This window comes from Nocardia amamiensis NBRC 102102 (genome assembly GCF_001612745.1).
In the GTDB taxonomy this organism is placed as follows: Bacteria; Actinomycetota; Actinomycetes; order Mycobacteriales; family Mycobacteriaceae; genus Nocardia; species Nocardia amamiensis.
On sequence record NZ_BDBA01000076.1, the window covers coordinates 1 to 18,341 of the forward strand.

The following is an 18,341-nucleotide window of genomic DNA, read 5'->3' on the forward strand; positions in this document are numbered from 1 at the left end:
GTGGTGCGGGCGGGCGTCGGCGTGCTCGTCGCGGTCGAATCATTGCCGCCGCACGCGGCGAGCAGGCCGGTTGCGGCGATCGCCGCAACCACGCCGAATACCTTTCCACGGGTCCGATGCATGAATTCTTGTCCTCCTGTGTCTAATTTTGCAGCGCCTGCGGCACTGCGTGCTCGCGGCCCTCTCATGGCTCGTGTTCGAGCGGGCGAGACTCGCGCCAACGGCGCATGCGCTTCGCCCGCCCGGACACGAGCCGGGCCGCGAACGGTGCTCGTAAGACTCGCACCCGGCGGGGTTGACACGTCTTGGAATCGAGCGGTTGGTGGCTCAGCCTTGAAGAGTACGGACTCGATCGGATCCGCGCTTCCGGCCCCCTCCAGGACCAGCGCGGCCGCGAACGGAGGGGCGCCGCCTCGCGTCGCTCACAACCGGGGTGGTGTGGCTGCGGGCCTCAGAGACCGTGAACTTCCGGTTTGCCGTTGCGCACCGTGATGAATCCGGCTTGGAAGTTCTGCTGGATGCCGCCAGGAATGGGAAACTCGTCGCTGATCGGATAGCCGAGTTTGCCGTTCTCGTAACCGGTCTCGTGCCAGGCATCCAGTACCGGACCGTTGCGGACCGCCCAGGCTCCCGACAGCGGGCTCCAATAGATGTTGCCGCCCTCGAAGCGGCTGAACCGGCCGAGATCCTTCAGCGGCTGCTCCTCGGCGACCGGGAAGCCGAGCGGGCTGTTCTCGTAGCCGAGATGGGCGTACTTGCCCAGGATCAAACCCTGGACGCGGTGCACGCCGGTGGCCGGACTGTAGTAGAACGGGCCGTTCTCGAACGCCTGCACAACGCCGTCTCGGTGCGGCGTCTTGATCTCCGGCGCGGACGGATAGCCTGCGGGGCCGCGCTCGAACCCCTGCTTGCCCCATTCCTCCAGGATCGCGCCGCGGACCACCTGGGCGCCGGTCTGCGGTGTCCAGTACAGCGAGCCGTGCTGGAAGGTCTGCAGCCTGCCGCGTCCGTCCTCGAGGGCGCGCTCGTCGCCCGTCGGCAGCCCCAGCGGGCCGCCGGGGCCCATGGCGGCCTGGTAACCGGCGCCGATCATGCCGCCGACCGGATAGGCACCGCTGCCCGGCACGAAGAAGACCCGGCCGCCCTTGAAGTCCTGGGCAACGCCGCCCGCCACCGGGTATTCGCCGGTGAGGCACTCGCCGAGCCAGCCGGCCGCCCCGGTCACCGCGCCGATCGCGCCGCCCGCCTGGCAGGCGGGTTTGCCGAGGTCGACGCCGAGCGCGGTCGCGGCCTGCTGCCAGGACTGGCGCATCTCGAAATCCCAGTACGGCCAGGAGTGGGTGCCGGACGGGCGGTAGTTCACCTGCGCCGGAATGGCCGAGTTGGCCAGTTTGGTGACGAAGTTCTGCGACGTGAGCCGGGACAGTATCTCCAGGCCCATGCCCGCGAAGTTGGTGCTCACCCCAGGGATGGACGAGGCTTGGTCGAAGGGACCGATCGCACCGCTGCCGCTGGACACGTAGAGACTGACGCCCCGCAGTTTGTCGGCCAGCGCGTACGGGTCGTGTGCTTCCCATTCCGTGCTCGTCGGCGGGCCCCACATGGCGGCGGAGTCGAAACCGCCCGCGTCACGCATGGCGAACTGGATGGCCTGCGGCATGCCCAGCGTGGTCGTGGTCAGGAAACCGGAATAGGACGCGGCGTGCCGCACGAATCCGGGATTGCGCGCGGCGAGGAACATGGCGGCCGTGCCGCCCATCGACAGGCCCTCCATGCCCCGCACATCCGATGCGCGCCACTGACCCTCCAGCAGCGGCGGGAGCTCCTTGGTCAGGAAGGTCTCCCACTTGTAGTTGCGGCCGTTGTTCGGCTCCAGCCAGTCGGAGTAGAAACTGGACTGGCCACCGACCGGCAGCACCACGGTGACATTCTTGTCGGCGAAGAACTCCACCGCCCCGGCCTCTTTGGTCCAGCCGCTCTCGTCCTCGGTGGCGCGCAGCCCGTCGAGCAGGAACAAGACCGGGAAACGGGCCTCCGGCCTTGCGTTCCAGTCCCTGGCCAGCAGCAGCTGCACTTGAATCGGCGCGCCCATGGACGGCGAGATCACCCACAGCGCGACGCGACGGTCGCTGAGCCAGTGAACCTTCTGCACGACCGGCGCGGCCGACACCGCGGCGGGCTGCGCGACGGCGGGAGGGGCAACCGACAGGCCGGCGGCTAGCGGGACCACCAAAGCGGTGGCGAGCAGCGCGAGCCGCCTGCGTGCCGAACGAGCGACGAGGCGCTCGAATTTGCCCCAGCTACCGCGCGTTATCCCTGTCACATGAGCTTTGTACTCCGGTTACGGCGGGGTTCATGCGAGACACGCGCTGCACAGCAAACTCTGTCCGCTTCGGTCGAGCCCCCCAAACGCAATTCAGGCCGCACCGAGATCGGTGCGGCCTGAACGCGTCAGGAGCGAATCAGATCACCAGCCGCCGGTGGCGTCCAGGATCATGTTGCGCGAGGCGAACAGCTGGCCCTCCCAGTACTTCCAGGAGTGGGTGCCCGCGGCCGGGAAGTCGAACCGGGCCGGGATGCCGAGCGAGTTCAGGCGAGCCTGGAACGCCCGGGTGTTCACCAGCGAAAGCGCTTCCAGTGCCATCGCGTTGCCGGTGTTGTACACGCCGACCGCCGAGTTCGGCTGGTCGTGCTGGCCCGGCAGGCCGCTGGCCGCCGAGATGTACATGGGCAGGCCGCGCAGCTGCGGCGCGAAGACGAACGGGTCCATCCGCAGCCACTGGGAGCTCCACGGCGCCGCCATCGAGTCGACGTTGTAGCGGCCCGCGTCGAGCATCGCGATGCGGATCGCCTCGCGCATGCCCGGCGCCGAGATGTTCAGGTAGCCCGAGTAGGAGGCAGCGAACTTGAACTGGTCGCGGTGGTAGGCCGCCAGCGCCAGCGCAGCGCTACCGCCCATGGACAGGCCGACGACCGCGTTGTTGGTGCGCGAAACGCCGTAGCCCTCCAGGAAGGCCGGGAGTTCCTTGGTGAGGAAGGTCTCCCACTTGTAGGTGGTCTTCTGGCCGTTCAGGTTCGACGGCGCGTACCAGTCGGCGTAGAAGCTGGACTGGCCGCCGACCGGCATCACCAGGGTGATGTTGTCGTTGCCGAACTGCTGCAACGCGTTGGTCTCGAACGACCAGGCATTGCGGTCGTCCCGGGCACGCAGGCCGTCGAGCAGGTAGAGCGCCGCGTTGCCGCCGCGCGAGGCCCACTGCACCTGGACCTTGATCGGACCCATGCTCGAGGGAACCATCAGGTCCTCGAAACCACCCGCGGGTGCCCGCAACACCGGCGCATGCGCCGATGGTGCTGCGGTGGCGAGGGTCGGGGTCGCCAGTCCGGCGGCGGTCGGTAGCGCCAGTACGGCGGCACCGACAGCCAGAATTCGATTACGCCAACCGCGAGGCGCGCCTCGCCGTCCCGACTGTGTTCTCTTCGGCGCGGCCGCCCTGCCGAAACGCATGAATCCTGCTCTCTTTCTGCTGTTGTGGTGCCACTCGGCGCCCGTAGGGGCGAAGCGGCACCCGTGTTGCCAACGAGACGCATATCACGGGCACGGTCCCGACTATCCGGTCCTGTGACGGCGCTACAACGATCTGGTCACACTTGCGCTCGCTGGACGATATTCGACGCCCCTCGCTTTAGCAAGGTCGGGTCTTTCCAGTAGTCGAAATCCGTCCGTCCACACAAGGTAATGGTGCGGTGACCATATCGCGTTCAGAGGGCGATGTCGTGTTGAAAGCCAGGATATTTCAGGTGCCTGGCCGGAACTGTCACCAACCCGCGGTGTTGCCGGAGCGGCGGCTCTCGACCTCGAGGAGGCGGGCCGAAGGCGCACCATCAGCCAAAACCAGGCTCATCGCCACGAGACGCAACCGTGATCAAGCCCGTGATCTGCTGTGATAGCCGCTGTGAACAGATGCGCGACCAAGAACCCGATGCCGCGCCCACCCAGCAGCAACTCTTCAGTCAACTGGTGATGCCGAGGCTGGCTGCCATTTGCGGTCAGCTGGCGCCGGACACCACAGGCCAAGAGTCCTGCGGCGGCCGCTCGAGCGGTGGCCCAACCGTCATTTTCGAGCGCAGCGAGACAAGCATTGATCGTTCGCGGCCCGGCTCGCGTCTGATCGGCCGACACGCACGCGACGAAGTCGCAAGCGGCGGTCGCACAGACGCGAGCCACAAGGGGGCCGCGAACACGCGGCGCCGCAGGCGCCGCAAATCAAACACAGCTCAGCCGATGTTCGCCGACATGTCCGGAATCATCCGCATTGCCTCGTCCGCCCAGTTGTTCCAGGCGTGAATGCCGTAGGGCGGGAAAGAGTAGACAGCGTTGCCGCCACCCAGCGTGGCCATCCGGACTTGGAATGCCCGGGTGTTCGCCAGCGCGAGCGTCTCCAGGCCCATGCCGTTGAGGGTGCTGAAACTCGGCAGGTCGGTCACGGAGGGCAGGCCGCTGGCGGCCGCGATCCACAGCCGCGTGCCGTTGCGAACCAGATTGGGTGCGAAGACGAACGGGTCCATCCGCAGCCACTGCGGGCCCCACGGCGGCGCCATCGAGTCGACGTTGTAGCCGCCCGCGTCCATCATGGCCGCGCGAATCGCCTCACGCATGCCGGGCGCGGAGATGTTCAAGTAGCCGGAGAACGAACCGGCGTAGCTGAACTGGTCGGGGTGGTAGGCCGCCAGGGTGAGCGCGGCGCTGCCACCCATCGACAGACCGAACGCGCCATTGCGGTTGGGGTTGAACCCGAGCCGGTCGCGCAGCGCCCGGCGCAGGTTGTCGGTCAGGAACGTCTCCCACTGGTACCGGTAGCTCTTGCCCGGTCCGCCGGCGAACCCGTCGAGTATTCCGGAGCCGGTGCTCGAACCAGAGCCGGCCGGGACGCCGAAGAATTCGCTCGCCGCGTTCCAGTCGGCGTAGAAACTCGACATGCCGCCGACCGGCATGACCACGTTGATGTTGTTCCGGGCCAGGACGTCCGGGATGTTGGTCTCGATCTCCCAGCCGTTCAGGTGCTCCGGGGCCCGCATGCCGTCCAGCACGTAGGCGACTCGACGGGTGTTGCCGTCCGCGGCGCGCAGAATCCGCGACTTGATCGGTCCCATGGGCGAATCGACCCAGAAGTCGAAGGCGGCGGGGTTGAATGCCGCCGACGCCGAGGCGCCGATACCCGCGATGGTCGTTCCGAGCGGTAGCAGCATTGCCACAGCGACACCGAGAACGAACCGCCGCAACCACGAACCGGTGGATCGAGACCTACCGGGACCGCGTTTCCAGCGCGCACTTCCCATCACATCCGACCTTTCCCTCGTGCGACATGCTCGGCAAACATCTAGCGACCTTCACCGGCGCCCTCGTCGGACTCCGATACCGACGTCAGTCATGAAACGGACGAATCTACCTCGATCCATGTTGTTCACGTATCAATCGGAAACGAATGCCTTCATGTTGCTGGATAGTGATCCGGTGCACAACTACCGAGGCGTTTCGTCTTCGTATTCGTTGCACGGGAAATCCGGGACGCCTCCAGAAAAAGACCGACCGCCCTGCACCAGAGGCACAGAGCGGTCGGGGTTCGCTTACCGGATACCTACCCGATGTTCGCGGACAGGTCCGGGATCATCCGATAGACCTCATCAGCCCAGTAGTTCCAGTTGTGCACGCCAACGGCCGGGAAGTCGTAAGTGACATTGCCCGCGCCGAGCGTCAGCATCCGCACTTGGAACGCGCGAGTGTTGGCCAGCGCCAACGCTTCGAGCCCCATGGCGTTGAGCGTGTTGAAGCTCAGGCCGTCGGCCGCGCTCGGCAGGCCGCTGCCCGCGGAAACCCACAGGCGGGTGTTGTTGGCCTTCAGCCGCGGCGCGAAGACGAACGGGTCCATCCGCAGCCACTGCGGGCCCCACGGCGGCGCCATGGCGTCGATGTTGTAGCCGCCCGCATCCAGCATGGCGACGCGCAGCGCCTCGCGCATGCCCGGCGCGGAGACGTTCAGGTACCCGGAGTACGAACCGGCGTAACGGAATTGGTCGGGGTGGTAGGCCGCCAGCGTCAGCGCGGCGCTGCCGCCCATGGACAGGCCGAACACGCCGTTGCCGTTCGGGTTGAAGCCGAGCCGGTCGCGCAGTGCCCAGCGCAGGTGCTTGGTGAGGAAGGTTTCCCACTTGTAGGTGCTGGTCTTGCCCGGGCCACCCGCGGAGCCGGTCAGCAGGCCCGAACCCGAGTTCGCCGAACCGCTGGAGGAGGAGCCCGCACTGCCGAGACCGAAGAAGTCGCTCGGACCGTTCCAGTCGGCGTAGAAGCTGGATTGACCGCCGACCGGCATGACCACGTTGATGTTCCACTTGGTCAGCTCGCGCGCGACCTCGGTGTCGATCTCCCAGCCGCTCAGGTCGTTCCGCGCCCGCATGCCGTCCAGCGCGTACACCACGCGCCCGGTGTTGCCGTCGGCGGCACGGAAGATGCGCGACTTGATCGGCCCCATTTCGGAATCGACCCAGAAGTCGAAACCGTCCGGATTGAACGCGGCGGACGCCGGGGCGGCAGGACCTGCCACCGACACCCCGAGCGGTAGCAGAACAGCCAGCGATACCAGCATGGACCGCTTGAGCCAGAAGCCTGCTCTTCGAGTATTCAGACGACGCCCGATAACGCCTCGCATCAGTTTCAACCTTTCGTTCCACAAGCGACAGCGGCAAGCCGTCCACACGGTCGAACCCGCCTGTGCCCACGACCGGTGGACGCCACGGCCGGGCCTACGGTCGTAGCGTATATCGGTATCGACGCGCGGACGTTATCAAAAAGAGATAAAGCGGCGTACACCACTTTATCCGACTCCCACGACGGGCCCGGCTCAGCGCGCTGGATCGGGCCCATCCTCGGCAGTTCAGCGCGGCGCGACCGGTTGCGGGAACGGATCGACCAGCCCGCAGCGCTGGATCTCGTACTTCGGCACCCGGTCGATGCGGTACTTCGCGAACCGCAGCGCATTGCGCAGGTTGTGCCGGAAACGCTCGAAGGTGAGCGGGTCCCGGGACGAGATCAGCAGTGCCTGGGTGTCGGGGCAGGACATCGCGGTGCGCGCCTGGGTCACCCACTTCTCGTCCAGGTACCAGGGCATCCACGGCTTCTTGTCCACCATGCCTGCGTCCACCACGACCCAGTCCGGGAACAGGCTCTTGTCGTGCCCGATCCGGCCGTCGGCAAGCCGATCGGTGTGCGCTGCCAGCGGGTAGGCCAGGCCCATCGGGTCGATAACGTGCACGTCCAGCGGGACGTTCATGCTGGTCATGCCCAGATTGAGGAAGTAGACCGTGTGCCCGGCCCCGCCGGCCGGAATGGGCTGCGGCGGCGGAGCGATGTACCAGAACATGAACGACGGCGAGTTGAGCAGCAGACCGCCGTTCGGGCTGGCCGTGATGTCGTTGACCATCGCGCGCACGCGCGGGTAGTCCAGGTAGTCCTCGGCCAGGATCGGATGGTCGTGACCGGTGTTGAGCACGTAGTAGATCCGCTCGTCCACGATGCCGGTCGAGGTGATCTTGGTACCGGTCTTGATGGCGGTGGTGCCCGCCGCGAACAGCGCCCAACCCGCCGTGCCGACCAGCGCGATCGCGAGCACCGCGAAGGACCAGTCCGCTTTCGTCGCGCGCACGCCGCCCACAGGCAACCGGATCGGCAGCACCGCGACCGGGAGCAGAAACAGGAACAGCTGCGGAAGCAGCATCCGGCCGTGCATGAAGTCGCCGCCGACCCGCAGCGCGTACACCGTCAGCAGGAATCCGCTGACCAGAACCATGGTGACCACCGCGCCCGGTGACCGCAGCCAATTCCTGACCCGGCCGATGGACCAGCCGCGCGCCTCGTCATGCTCGGCCTTCCTCGTCCGGTTCGCCCGCGTGCGGGCGGCGACCACACCGGCGATCGACAACACCAGCAGCGGGGCCCACAGGAAGTACGGGCCGACCAGATCCCAGAGGTAGATGAAGCCCTGGCCCCATTTGGCGCCGCCAGCGTCCTTCGCGACGGCGGTGTTCGGGTAGGGCAGGCCGTAGTAGCCCATGCGCCAGATCTGATAACCCATCGGAACCAGCCCCGCCACGGCGACGATCACCGCACGCAGCACGATCGGGCGCAGCCTGCTCTCCGGCATGGGTGCCAGGAAGATCATCAGCAGTGCGAAGGCGCCGACCAGCGTCATCTCCGGACGGATCAGCGGGGCGAGCCCGGCGAGGAAGACCAGGCCGAGCAGACCGGGCAGGCGAACGGATTTCGCCTGGCTCCACCGCATCAGCTGCCACCACAGCAGGCCGATCCAGCAGATCACCAGACCGCTCTCCAGTCCGGAGGTGACGTAATCGCGGGCCGGGGGCAGCGAGATGTAGACCAGCACGCCCGCGGGGAGCAGCAGTCCGGCTCGGGTCCCGCCCCACAGCCGCGCCGAGCCGAGCATGGCGAACACGACCGCCGCCAGCGACACCGTGAGCGCGACCGCGAGCACCACGTACTCGAGCCGCGCCTGGGTGAGCCAGCTGAAGAACCACACCAGATACGTCCACGCCGTGCTGGTGTTCGCTTCGACGCGCTCGCCTGCGTTGAAGACGGGGCCGTTGCCCACAAGCAGATTGCGCACGGTGCGCAACACGATGAGACCGTCGTCGGCGATCCAGCGCCGCTGCCAGCCTCCGATCGCGAAAAGGACGACGGTGAGTGCGATCCCACCGACGAAAGTGGCTTTGGATAGGCGCGTGAAACGCGACAGCGCCGCCTCATCGGCCGGTCGCTCCCCCGCGTATTCCGTTCGCCCCGCTACCAGCATCTCGTCAGGTGAGATAGACAGCGACACCTACCGCTCCGATCCAGGCGATTGCGAGGAACTGCAGGACGCGGTCCCCCAGCGCGATCTCTTCGGGCTCACCGGCCTCGCCACCATCGACGTCGACCGCATAACGCAGGATTGCGATGGTAAACGGGATCATCGAGATCGCGAACCAGTTGGTGTGCTTGAAGCTGTCCTGCTGGAACGCCCACAACCCGTAGAACACCACGACTGCCGTCGCGGCCAGGGTCCAGATGAAGCGCAGGTAGGTCGGCGTGTAGTACTCCAGCGACTTGCGGATCTTGGCGCCGGTGCCCATTGCGATCTGCAGTTCCGCGTAGCGCTTGCCCGCCGCCATGAACAGCGAGCCGAAGGCCATGATCAGCAGGAACCACTGCGACAGGTCGATGTTCGCGGCCGCGCCACCCGCCACGGCGCGCAGCAGGAAGCCGGAGGACACGATGCAGATGTCCAGCACGGCTTGGTGCTTGAGGCCGAAGCAGTACGCCAGCTGGATCCCGATGTACACCGCCATCACCACGGCGAGATGCCACGACGCGAGGAACGATCCCGCGATGGATCCGGCCAGCAGCACCGTCGCCAGCAGGTAGGCCATGTTCACCGGGACGACGCCCGCGGCGATCGGCCGGAACCGCTTGGTCGGGTGCGCCCGGTCCGCCTCGACGTCGAGCGCGTCGTTGACCAGGTAGATGCCCGAGGCGGCCATGCAGAACACCACGAAGGCGACGCCCACATGCGCGAGCACGTCCACGTCGGTGATCGTGCCCGCGGCCAGCGGCGCGGCCAGCACCAGGACGTTCTTGACCCACTGCCGCGGACGGACCGCCTTGAACAGACCACCGGCCAGCGTCTTGGGCGGGCCCTTGACAACGGCCTCGGCTAGATCGGCGCCGGTCGGCTCTTCACTCATGTCAACCAAGGCTCTTTCTTGTCCGGTCACTGTCGAGTCTCTTTTCGGCGGCAAGCAGGGCGGCTGCGGACGCGGCACCGAGCGCGGAACCGGCGAGCACGTCGGAGGGATAGTGCACCCCCAGAACCACTCGGGAAAGCAGCATCGGGGGAACGAGCACCGCAGGCAAGGGTAGCCCGGTCAGTCTGCCGAGCAACACGGCCGCCGCCGTAGTCGAGGTCGCATGCGAGGAAGGGAAGCTCAGTTTGCTCGGTGTTCCCACGTTGACCTGCACCGACGGGTCATTCGGACGCGGCCGCCGGACGACGCGCTTGATGACGATCGAGGCCGCGTGCGCGCCGACCGCGCCGACCGCGACACCGGCCCACTGCCTGCGCCGCTGCTTGTCCAGCAACCATCCGGCCGCCGCGATGCCGACCCAGCCGAGCGCGTGCTCGCCGAAGTGCGACATGCCCCGCGCCGCGGACACCACGGCGGGCTTGCTCCCGAGCGTGGCCTGCACGGCGTTGATCACCGCCACCTCGGGCGGCGCGGTCGGCGCCTGCGTGGGTTCCGCGTACGCCGGGCCGCCGTGACCGTTCGCGCTCTGCGGTGGCAGGTGCACCGCCGCGTCGTCGGCCGCGCTCGCTCCGAGACTCACTGCTGTCCATCCTTCGTGTCGATGCCGAAGACCTTCTCCCACGCCGCGGTGCTGGTCAGCTGCGGGTGGGCGGCGCGGTAGCGCTGCTGCATCTCCGGGAAGCGCGCCGCCAGCTCCTTGCGCAGGCGCATGGCCTCTTTGAACAGACCGAGTGCCTGGCGCGGATCGCGCTTGCGGTAGACGACGCCGCGACCGTCGGCCGTGGTGACGGTGACGCCGTCGACCTGCGAGAGCAGGAACCATCGCGCGTCCAGCGTCGGCACGTTCAGCTGCGGAGTCGCGTGATGCTCGACGCGCGCGGGGCGGACGTTGTGCACCAGGCCCTTGGCCAGCCGGACCACCTTGGCGATCGGGTTGGCGGGTTCGCCCACCGCGCCGACGCCGATGTGACTGGCCAGCGGAAGTTCGGTGGACGAGGGCAGGATCACCGCGTCCGGGTACTGTCTGCGCAGCTCATGCACCGCGCCCAGGGCGCTCGGCAGCAGTTGGAACAGCCGCTCGGGCCCGGCGAGGAAGTCGCGGATGGCCAGGTTCTGGATCGCGACCGTCGAATACTCCAGGCAGAGCAGGTGCTTCAAGGTCGCTTTGACCGTGTTGACGACCATGCCGCGACCGTTGCCGGGCAGGTGCAGCGAGGCGACAACCAAGCGATTGCGCAGGTGGAAGTACGCCTGCCAGTCGATGGCGTCGTCCTTGTCGCTCCAGGCCATGTGCCACACGGCCGCGCCGGGCAGCGTGACGGTAGGATATCCGGCGGCACGGGCGCGCAGGCCGTACTCCGCGTCGTCCCACTTCAGGAACAGCGGCAGCGGCTGGCCGAGTTCCGCGGCCACGCGGCGCGGGATGACGCAGGTCCACCAGCCGTTGAAGTCGACGTCGATGCGCCGGTGCAGCAACTTCGAGTTGTCCCGGTCCTTGAGCGGGTACTTCGAGAAGTCGTGGTCGTATTCGACGTTCGGCGCCGCGGTCCACATGAAAATTCCGCGGTCCACGACTTCGCCCATCACGTGCAGGTGCGAGCGCTCCTGCAGGTTGAGCATCTGGCCGCCGACCAGCACCGGCGACTTGGCGAACCGGGCGAATGCCAACGCGCGCAGGATCGAGTCCGGCTCGATCTCGATGTCGTCGTCCATGTAGACGATGTACTCGGCGTCGGTGGTCTTCAGCGCCTCGTACATGACCCGGCTGTAGCCGCCGGAACCGCCGAGGTTGGGCTGGTCGTGGATGGCCAGCCTGCCGCCGAGGGCCGCGGCCGATTCCGCGAAACCGGGCTCGTCCACCACCTTCTTGGTGCCCTGGTCGGGGATGATGACGGCCTTGATCTTCTCCAGCACCAGCGGGTCCGAGCCGAGGGCGGCCAAGGTCTTCACCGCGTCGGTGGGCCGATTGAAGGTTGGCATGCCGACCGCGATGCTGCCGTCGCCCGGTGCCTCGACCGGTGCGTACCAGCCGCCGGACAGCAGCGTGACCGCCGTGTCGGTGGTGATGTCGAACCAGATCCAGCCGCCGTCCTCGAACGGGGCCAGGTCGGTCTCGAATTCCACGACCACCGAGTCGGCGCCGCCCGCGACCGCGAACTCCTTGCCCTGCACGTGGATGCGCGAGCCGTCGGCCTTGGAGCGGTACATGTCGACCCGGCCGTGACCGGCCAGTTCCAGCCGGAGCACCACCGACGACAGGATGCTCCAGCGCCGCCAGTAGCTCGCCGGCAGCGCGTTGAAGTAGGTGCAGAACGAGACCTCGGACTCCGCGCCGATCGACAGCGAAGTGCGGGTGGTGGCGTGTGCGCGCCGCGCGTTGGTGGCCGACTCCTCGACGTAGAGGGTGCGCACGTCCAGTGGTTCGCCGGGGCGCGGCAGGATGATGCGCTGTAGCAGCGACTTCGCGCGGGTCTCGGTGGTCTGCTCGGCCAAGATGGATTGGGAGGTCATTCTGCTCCTACGCCTCCTCGCCGGCCAGCAGCGGCGCGCCGTCTTCCAGGTGCGGACGCAGCACGTTGTCGAACGCGCTCAGAGCGCTGCCGATCGCCATGTGCATGTCCAGGTATTGGTAGGTGCCGAGCCGCCCGCCGAAGACGACCTTCGCCGTCTCGGTCTCCTTCTTGGCCAGCTCCCGGTAGGCCAGCAGCTTCGCCCGGTCCTCGGGGGTGTTGATCGGGTAGTACGGTTCGTCGCCGGTCTGCGCGAACCGGGAGTACTCCCGCATGATCACGGTCTTTTCGGTGGGGTAGTCGCGCTCCGGGTGGAAGTGGCGCGGCTCGATGATGCGGGTGTAGGGCACGTCCGCGTCGTTGTAGTTCATCACCGAGGTGCCCTGGAAGTCGCCGACCGGCAGCACCTCGGTTTCGAAATCGATGGTGCGCCAGCCCAGCTCGCCCTCGCTGTAGTCGAAGTAGCGGTCCAGCGGGCCGGTGTAGACGACCGGCGCGTCCGGGTTCTCAGCACGCAACTGCGCACGGACCTCGAACCAGTCGGTGTTCAGCCGCACCTCGATCAGGTCGGAGGCGGCCATGTTCTCCAGCCACTTCGTGTAGCCCTCGCGGGGCAGGCCCTCGTAGGTGTCGTTGAAGTAGCGGTTGTCGAAGTTGTAGCGGACCGGCAGGCGGGTGATGTTGCCCGCGGGCAGTTCCTTGGGGTCGGTCTGCCACTGCTTGGCGGTGTAGTCACGCACGAACGCCTCGTAGAGCGGGCGGCCGATCAGCGAGATGGCCTTCTCCTCGAGGTTCTGCGCGTCCTTGGTCTCGATCTCCGACGCCTGCTCCGCGATCAGCGTGCGCGCTTCTTCCGGCGAGAAGTAGCGGCCGAAGAACTGGGAGACCAGACCCAGGCCCATCGGGAACTGGTAGGCCTGCCCTTTGTGCATCGCGAACACGCGGTGCTGGTACCCGGTGAACTCGGTGAACTGCGTGACGTAGTCCCAGACCCGCTTGTTCGACGTGTGGAACAGGTGCGCACCGTACTTGTGGATTTCGATCCCGGTTTCCGGGTCCGGCTCGGAGTAGGCGTTGCCGCCGATGTGGTGGCGGCGCTCGATCACCAGAACCCGTTTACCCAGCACGGTGGCGGCGCGTTCGGCAACGGTCAGCCCGAAGAATCCGGAGCCGACGACGATCAGATCGAACTGTGAGGCGGAATTGACGGAGTTACCCGGGGACGATGCGACGGTCACGGGAGCCCAGAGTATCGGAAGTCCCCGCGGTGTCCTGGTGGAGTCGGAACCTGTGCTGGGCGGCACTGCTCCCCGGCCTGGTTTCACACCGGCGACCTCCTGATTTCGCCAGATGTTTGCCAAATGGGGGTTCGACAGCAACCGACCTGCGGTTTACTGCCCTGCCGGTCCAGTGTGCACGGTGTTCGCGTCACGGCCGACCTCCTCCAGCCGAGGAAACCGCACGCTCGCACGATGGCAGGCGCAGCGGCCGTCGGCACGCAGTGGCGCTCCAATCGGACGCTGCTAACCGGGTATGTCGAAGAAACGCGCGTGCTGCACGGAGGCACCGTCCGGCGTCCTCGGCGCAGACAACGACTCGCGGTACTCCTCGGTGACCGCGTCCCAGAGCACGTCGTACTGCGGCAACAGCTCGCGTACCTCGTCAAGGGTTGGATACGGATCAGGTCCGAATGCGATGTGCCCCCGGGGGAGGTCCAGTGGTTCATCCGGCCATCGGCGCGCAGGTTCATCGCGGTCGCTGTCATCGAGGCTCATCACAGCAACGCGCCGACCCTCGCGCCGCCAGCCGGCGCGAATCGCACCAACGGTCGTCGCGTAGTAGACATGATCGGTGTCGAAAGCGCGGTAAATGAGCATTTTCTAGTCCTCCCTCGGCCACTCGGTGAGCGGCCCCTCATGCGCCATGACGGAGTCCATCAGTCGACCCGCCCGGTCCTCGTCGCGGGCAAGCACGCCCCAACCACCGCCGACCAGACCATCGGCCCAGAGCCCGGACCATCGGCCGAGCCCGGCGTCCGACTCGGGTCCGAGCATGAAGTAGAGCGATCCCCGGTACAGGTGGTCACGCTCGGTCGCGAGGTAGGTGCCCATTAGCGAGCCGTCGACCACTCGCAGGTCGCCGGTCCACAGGTAGTCACCATCCGCAGCGAACGTGAACGACGCGCCCCTGTGCTGTGCGGTGATTGTGTGTCGGTCGATCACCGGCTTGCGGTCGCGCGTTGTGTCCCATGCGGCGAACCATTGGCCAGAAAGGTCCAGGCCGATCGGCACGACGCCGAACAGCTGCTCGAGCGACAGATTGAGCGCGTGCGCAAGGTGGAGACAGCTCGTCGCCGCCGGTTCTTGGCTTCCGGATTCCCACCGGCCGACCTGCCGCTCGGTGACGCCGACGCGTTCGCCGAGCTCGGCTTGTCCGAGTCCAAGCGCGTTGCGCCGGTCTCGGATGATCGACCCAATTTCCACCATTCGTTGCCCCTGGTCTGGTCGGCGGTCCTGTCAATTATCAGCGACGATACGCGGTTCTCGACACAGAATCGGTCTATCAGAGGTATGGTCTGGCGACCGGACTAGGGGCCTAGTCCGGTAACCGGACTAGTAATAATCAGGGAGGGCCGGGCTATGACGGGGAGACTGGACGAATCACAAGCCGCTGTGCTCGCAGTGCTCGAGCCAGGCGGATTCCTCACGATCGAGCAGCTCGCGCGCGACGGCGAATTGACGAAGTACCGAGCACGGGCCGCGATATCGGCGCTGCGCTCGCGCAGCCTCGTCGTCGCCGGGTGCGGATGGCGGACGGGCCGATACCAGATCACAGCGCGCGGGCGCGCTGTGATCACCACTCGAGGCCGGTATTTCTTCCCGCGGCCTGCCAAGGGGGCATGACGGTGTCTCCGACGCAAACCGTGTTCGCCGGTGCCTCGGCGGTACTGGTGCTCGGCGTCGTGATCTTCTACGTACTGCCCTATCTCATTGATCGCCCGATCCAGGGCGACAGCTCGGTCACGACGGCCGAGATTCTCACCCGCGTCGCTCGGGACCGGTGCCACCGTGCGCCAGAGGAGCCGTACAGCCTCGCCGACGCGCACCGAGTGTTCCGCGAACGAATCAACTGCGACACGGACTCATGTGGGGCGAAGTACGCCGCGTACTGGACGCTCGTAGATCACGGTCGGATCGTGCCCAGCAGGGAGCTTGCGCGGTAGCCGGACTGGCTTCGACGGATGACGGCCGGTACGCATACTCCGCGTACCGGCCGTCGTTCAGTGTGTTCTACAGGTTCCGCTCGGCGTAGACCTTCATCGCGTCGCGCACGAACACCGCGGTACCCGCCTCGTGCACGTCGTAGTTCGCCGCGAAACGCGGATCGGCGACGTACATCTCGCCCAGGCCGATAAAGGCTTCCTTCACCAGCGGCCTGCCCTGCCAGCCGACGCCGATCCAGTCGTAGTGGCGTTGGACGATGGCCTGCACCTCGTCGCTGTTCACGGTGAGCCCGCCCACGAACGCCCGGCCGTAGTCGGCGGCGATGTCGAGATGGGTCTGCTGGAAGGCCTTCTTGTCCGCGTCGGACATCGAGCGCCACCAGCGGTCGCCGCTCTCGTAGGCCTCCTTGCCCCAGCGTTCGATCACCTCGTCCTTGTACTTCGTGTGGTCGAAGCCGTCGAAAACTTCTGCTGCCACGAGTTGTTCACCTCTCTCCGTCTTGTGCAGCGTGGAGTGCACCGACTCGATCTGGCGCCGGATCCGATCCTGTTCCTGCCGTAGCAAGTCCAGGTGCGTGCGCAGCGCGGCGGCGGTGTCCCGTTCTCCGGCAAGGACTTCGGCGATGACCGGCAGGCCGAGGCCGAGTTCTCGCAGCAGCAGGATGCGTTGCAGCCGCACGAGGGAGTCCTGGTCGTAGTAGCGATACCCGTTGGCGCCGATCCGGCTGGGCGGCAACAGCCCGAGCTGCCCGTAGTGGCGCAGCGTGCGACTGGTGGTACCGGCCGCCTTCGCCAGATCCTGAATGGACCATTCCCCGGTGACCATGGTCATGACCGCGTTCTCCCTTCTTGTCTCGTCGGTGCAACCAGCATGCAAGTTGACGTTACGTTAAAGTCAAGCTTATTCGCCGAGGTCCCGGCCGGTCAGCGCCGCGCCGGAGCGGACTCGGGAAAGGCCGGGGACGCGACGAGCCGGACCGCGGCCTCCGGAGAGCACCTACCGTCTGGCCAAATAGGGTCCCGCCCAGCGCGATCACCATGCCGAGCACCTGTAGCGCAGTGAGCGCCTGCCCGAGCGCGACCATCCGATCACCGCGGCGGACAACGGGCTGAGCATGCCGAGGAAGGCCACCGAGTACGCAGGCCGCCATCGACTGGGACGAGCCCGGGTCGGGCGCTACTCGACAGGTGGCAAAGCGGCAGACGGGACCGAACCGGCAGGCGCGGTACCCATAGGCGGAACCGAACCCGCCGGGGCGATACCGCTGGGCGGAACCGCACCCACAGAGGATGTGGACTCCGCGTGCGGCAGGGCCACGGGCGGCGCTGATGCAGCAGGCGGAGTCGCGGCGGACGGCGGGTCCGCATCACCAAACGCAGGCACACCGCCAGACGAAGGCACGGCACCAGACGAAGGCACACCGGCAGCACTGGGCACACCGGCAGCGTCCGGCACACCCGCAACCTCCGGCACACCCGCAACCTCCGGCACACCTCCTGACGGATGCGCAGCGTCAGCGCCGGGCGCGCCATCAGCCTGCGCGGTGGACGGAAACGCCTGCGCGCCAGGGGAATCCGGCACCAACTGCAACAGCGTCGTGAAGTCGACCACCTGTGCGCCGAGCGTCGGCGTCGCGATGATGACGCCGTTGGTGTAGAGCCGGTAGGTGCCCGCACGTTGCGGAAGGAGCATCTCCGGTCCGAGCGGCGTGCCGACCGCGCTTGTCGCACCGCCGATCCGGCGGTACTCGGCCTCGATTGCCGATGCGGCGCCGGACGTCTGCGTCTGGGGATCCTCGGGCGGTGCGGTTGCGAGTAGTTCGTGCGGCGCGGGGCCGACGTCGAAGGTGTAGATGTCCGCGGGTTCACCACCGTCTGGCGCCGCGGAGTATTCCGTGCGCAGAATCCGGCCGTCGCGCAGCAATACGGTGCCCGCGGTGGCGGCGACGGCGGCGGCCGCCCGCGCATCCTCCCTCGCCGTGCCGGGGTACTCCTGGCAGTCGGTGGTGTCACAGGTCTGCGCGTACGAATAACGCTGCTCGGCGAGTGCGTACGAGCGTGCCGCGATCGCCTGTGCCCGCAATGCTTCAGCCCCGCCTTTGTCCGCCCAGTTTGCCTGCACTTCGGCCGGGACCACGCCGAGCAGATAGTCTTCGACGGCCACCTGGTTGACCGTACGGGGCGCGCCGTCCTCCACGGCGACGCCGAGCGCACCGCGATACGCAGGTCCCCCGCACAGCGTGAGATGTTCGGCCGCAGAGCGATTCGGCCGGGCATCGAGTGGGTGGATCCACGGGTCGTCGGTCGCCGCCTGCCACAGCACCTCACCGTCGCAGCCGATCGTCACGACGACGTTCGCACCGCCGCCGGGCAGCGGCGTCAGATGCGCCACGTGACCGGGTGCCACCTCGCGGCCCGCCACTCGCAAACCAGCGGCGGCAAAGGCGTCCAGGGACGAGCCGTCCCGCGCCATGAGGCGGACCCGGAGTGCGGTGGGCGCTACGGTGCCGAACACCGCGCCGGGGTAGTAGTGCGTGAGGATGCGTTCGGCCGCCCACCCGTTGCGGGCGCTATCGAACGCGCCGACCTGGCTCATACCGCGCCCATGTCCCGGCCCGGCCACGGTCCGATACTGCGCGTCACCCTGCCAGCCGGACAGCACCAGCACTGCGCCGGTGAGCAGCGCCGCGCCGCCGATCGGCACCGGCCGCAGCGTCGACCGCATGAGCTCCCGCCGGCCACGCACTGCGCGG

At 67.3% G+C, this 18,341-nt stretch carries 16 protein-coding genes; 3 read left to right on the top strand and 13 right to left on the bottom strand.

From position 1 onward, the window contains the following. Positions 1 to 451 precede the first annotated feature (451 nt). Together NA4_RS15720 and NA4_RS15725 are read right to left on the bottom strand one after the other, a co-directional pair. Complete coding sequence (locus NA4_RS15720; RefSeq protein WP_067470376.1) at positions 452 to 2,323, bottom strand: alpha/beta hydrolase-fold protein; 1,872 nt, start codon at positions 2,321 to 2,323, stop codon at positions 452 to 454. 144 nt (positions 2,324 to 2,467) lie between these two features. Next, positions 2,468 to 3,508, bottom strand: coding sequence for an alpha/beta hydrolase (locus tag NA4_RS15725; RefSeq protein ID WP_245671393.1), 1,041 nt, complete (start codon positions 3,506 to 3,508; stop codon positions 2,468 to 2,470). A gap of 414 nt (positions 3,509 to 3,922) precedes the next feature. On the opposite strand from NA4_RS15725, the gene NA4_RS40420 reads away from it, so the two are divergent. Beyond that, positions 3,923 to 4,348: a hypothetical protein gene (locus NA4_RS40420; protein WP_157129043.1), complete on the top strand. Its 426-nt coding sequence runs from the start codon at positions 3,923 to 3,925 to the stop codon at positions 4,346 to 4,348. On the opposite strand, the gene NA4_RS15730 is transcribed toward NA4_RS40420, so the two are convergent. The 9 genes from NA4_RS15730 to NA4_RS15770 all read right to left on the bottom strand — a co-directional run bounded on the left by NA4_RS15730 (position 4,279) and on the right by NA4_RS15770 (position 14,851). After that, complete coding sequence (locus NA4_RS15730) at positions 4,279 to 5,340, bottom strand: alpha/beta hydrolase (protein ID WP_067470377.1); 1,062 nt, start codon at positions 5,338 to 5,340, stop codon at positions 4,279 to 4,281. The two genes, NA4_RS40420 and NA4_RS15730, sit on opposite strands and share 70 nt — an antisense overlap. A 299-nt stretch (positions 5,341 to 5,639) precedes the next feature. Then, a complete protein-coding gene (locus NA4_RS15735; protein ID WP_245671395.1) occupies positions 5,640 to 6,707 on the bottom strand; it encodes an alpha/beta hydrolase in 1,068 nt (355 codons plus the stop codon). 225 nt (positions 6,708 to 6,932) lie between these two features. Beyond that, the gene (locus tag NA4_RS15740; RefSeq protein ID WP_157129047.1) at positions 6,933 to 8,864 is read right to left on the bottom strand and encodes an arabinofuranosyltransferase AftB family protein; all 1,932 of its coding nucleotides are present in this window, start codon (positions 8,862 to 8,864) and stop codon (positions 6,933 to 6,935) included. 4 nt (positions 8,865 to 8,868) lie between these two features. Continuing rightward, positions 8,869 to 9,795 (bottom strand): decaprenyl-phosphate phosphoribosyltransferase, encoded by a 927-nt coding sequence (locus NA4_RS15745; protein ID WP_067470380.1) that lies wholly within the window; start codon positions 9,793 to 9,795, stop codon positions 8,869 to 8,871. A gap of 1 nt (position 9,796) precedes the next feature. Further along, positions 9,797 to 10,315: a phosphatase PAP2 family protein gene (locus NA4_RS15750; protein WP_067470412.1), complete on the bottom strand. Its 519-nt coding sequence runs from the start codon at positions 10,313 to 10,315 to the stop codon at positions 9,797 to 9,799. A gap of 116 nt (positions 10,316 to 10,431) precedes the next feature. After that, complete coding sequence (locus NA4_RS15755) at positions 10,432 to 12,366, bottom strand: glycosyltransferase (protein ID WP_067470381.1); 1,935 nt, start codon at positions 12,364 to 12,366, stop codon at positions 10,432 to 10,434. A 7-nt stretch (positions 12,367 to 12,373) separates the two neighbouring features. Beyond that, complete coding sequence (gene glf / locus NA4_RS15760) at positions 12,374 to 13,603, bottom strand: UDP-galactopyranose mutase (protein ID WP_067470382.1); 1,230 nt, start codon at positions 13,601 to 13,603, stop codon at positions 12,374 to 12,376. A 285-nt stretch (positions 13,604 to 13,888) separates the two neighbouring features. After that, entirely contained in the window at positions 13,889 to 14,242 is a 354-nt protein-coding gene (locus NA4_RS15765; RefSeq protein ID WP_067470383.1) for a hypothetical protein, read from the bottom strand. Between the two features lie 3 nt (positions 14,243 to 14,245). Beyond that, positions 14,246 to 14,851, bottom strand: coding sequence for a helix-turn-helix transcriptional regulator (locus tag NA4_RS15770; protein WP_067470384.1), 606 nt, complete (start codon positions 14,849 to 14,851; stop codon positions 14,246 to 14,248). Positions 14,852 to 15,004: 153 nt separating this feature from the next. Here NA4_RS15770 and NA4_RS15775 point away from each other — a divergent pair, with 153 nt between their 5' ends. Together NA4_RS15775 and NA4_RS15780 are read left to right on the top strand one after the other, a co-directional pair. Next, positions 15,005 to 15,268, top strand: a complete 264-nt coding sequence (locus NA4_RS15775; RefSeq protein ID WP_067470385.1) for a hypothetical protein — start codon at positions 15,005 to 15,007, stop codon at positions 15,266 to 15,268. Then, positions 15,265 to 15,588: a hypothetical protein gene (locus tag NA4_RS15780; RefSeq protein WP_067470386.1), complete on the top strand. Its 324-nt coding sequence runs from the start codon at positions 15,265 to 15,267 to the stop codon at positions 15,586 to 15,588. Before NA4_RS15775 ends, NA4_RS15780 begins: the two co-directional genes overlap by 4 nt. A 67-nt stretch (positions 15,589 to 15,655) precedes the next feature. On the opposite strand, the gene NA4_RS15785 is transcribed toward NA4_RS15780, so the two are convergent. Further along, positions 15,656 to 16,420 carry a MerR family transcriptional regulator gene (locus NA4_RS15785; RefSeq protein WP_245671396.1) on the bottom strand — a complete coding sequence of 255 codons (765 nt, stop codon included), beginning with the start codon at positions 16,418 to 16,420 and terminating at the stop codon, positions 15,656 to 15,658. A gap of 345 nt (positions 16,421 to 16,765) precedes the next feature. Beyond that, entirely contained in the window at positions 16,766 to 18,313 is a 1,548-nt protein-coding gene (locus NA4_RS15790; protein ID WP_084497128.1) for a SpoIID/LytB domain-containing protein, read from the bottom strand. Between the last annotated feature and the right edge of the window lie 28 nt (positions 18,314 to 18,341).

Excerpts from the sequence above, each read along its gene's own strand:
- NA4_RS15730 (WP_067470377.1), bottom strand. The coding sequence starts at position 5,340 with ATGGGAAGTGCGCGCTGGAAACGCGGTCCCGGTAGGTCTCGATCCACC.
- NA4_RS15770 (WP_067470384.1), bottom strand. The coding sequence starts at position 14,851 with ATGGTGGAAATTGGGTCGATCATCCGAGACCGGCGCAACGCGCTTGGA.
- NA4_RS15775 (WP_067470385.1), top strand. The coding sequence starts at position 15,005 with ATGACGGGGAGACTGGACGAATCACAAGCCGCTGTGCTCGCAGTGCTC.
- NA4_RS15790 (WP_084497128.1), bottom strand. The coding sequence starts at position 18,313 with ATGCGGTCGACGCTGCGGCCGGTGCCGATCGGCGGCGCGGCGCTGCTC.
- NA4_RS15755 (WP_067470381.1), bottom strand. The coding sequence starts at position 12,366 with ATGACCTCCCAATCCATCTTGGCCGAGCAGACCACCGAGACCCGCGCG.
- NA4_RS15740 (WP_157129047.1), bottom strand. The coding sequence starts at position 8,864 with ATGCTGGTAGCGGGGCGAACGGAATACGCGGGGGAGCGACCGGCCGAT.
- NA4_RS15765 (WP_067470383.1), bottom strand. The coding sequence starts at position 14,242 with ATGCTCATTTACCGCGCTTTCGACACCGATCATGTCTACTACGCGACG.
- NA4_RS15745 (WP_067470380.1), bottom strand. The coding sequence starts at position 9,795 with ATGAGTGAAGAGCCGACCGGCGCCGATCTAGCCGAGGCCGTTGTCAAG.
- NA4_RS15785 (WP_245671396.1), bottom strand. The coding sequence starts at position 16,420 with ATGACCATGGTCACCGGGGAATGGTCCATTCAGGATCTGGCGAAGGCG.
- NA4_RS15780 (WP_067470386.1), top strand. The coding sequence starts at position 15,265 with ATGACGGTGTCTCCGACGCAAACCGTGTTCGCCGGTGCCTCGGCGGTA.
- NA4_RS15725 (WP_245671393.1), bottom strand. The coding sequence starts at position 3,508 with ATGCGTTTCGGCAGGGCGGCCGCGCCGAAGAGAACACAGTCGGGACGG.
- NA4_RS15735 (WP_245671395.1), bottom strand. The coding sequence starts at position 6,707 with ATGCGAGGCGTTATCGGGCGTCGTCTGAATACTCGAAGAGCAGGCTTC.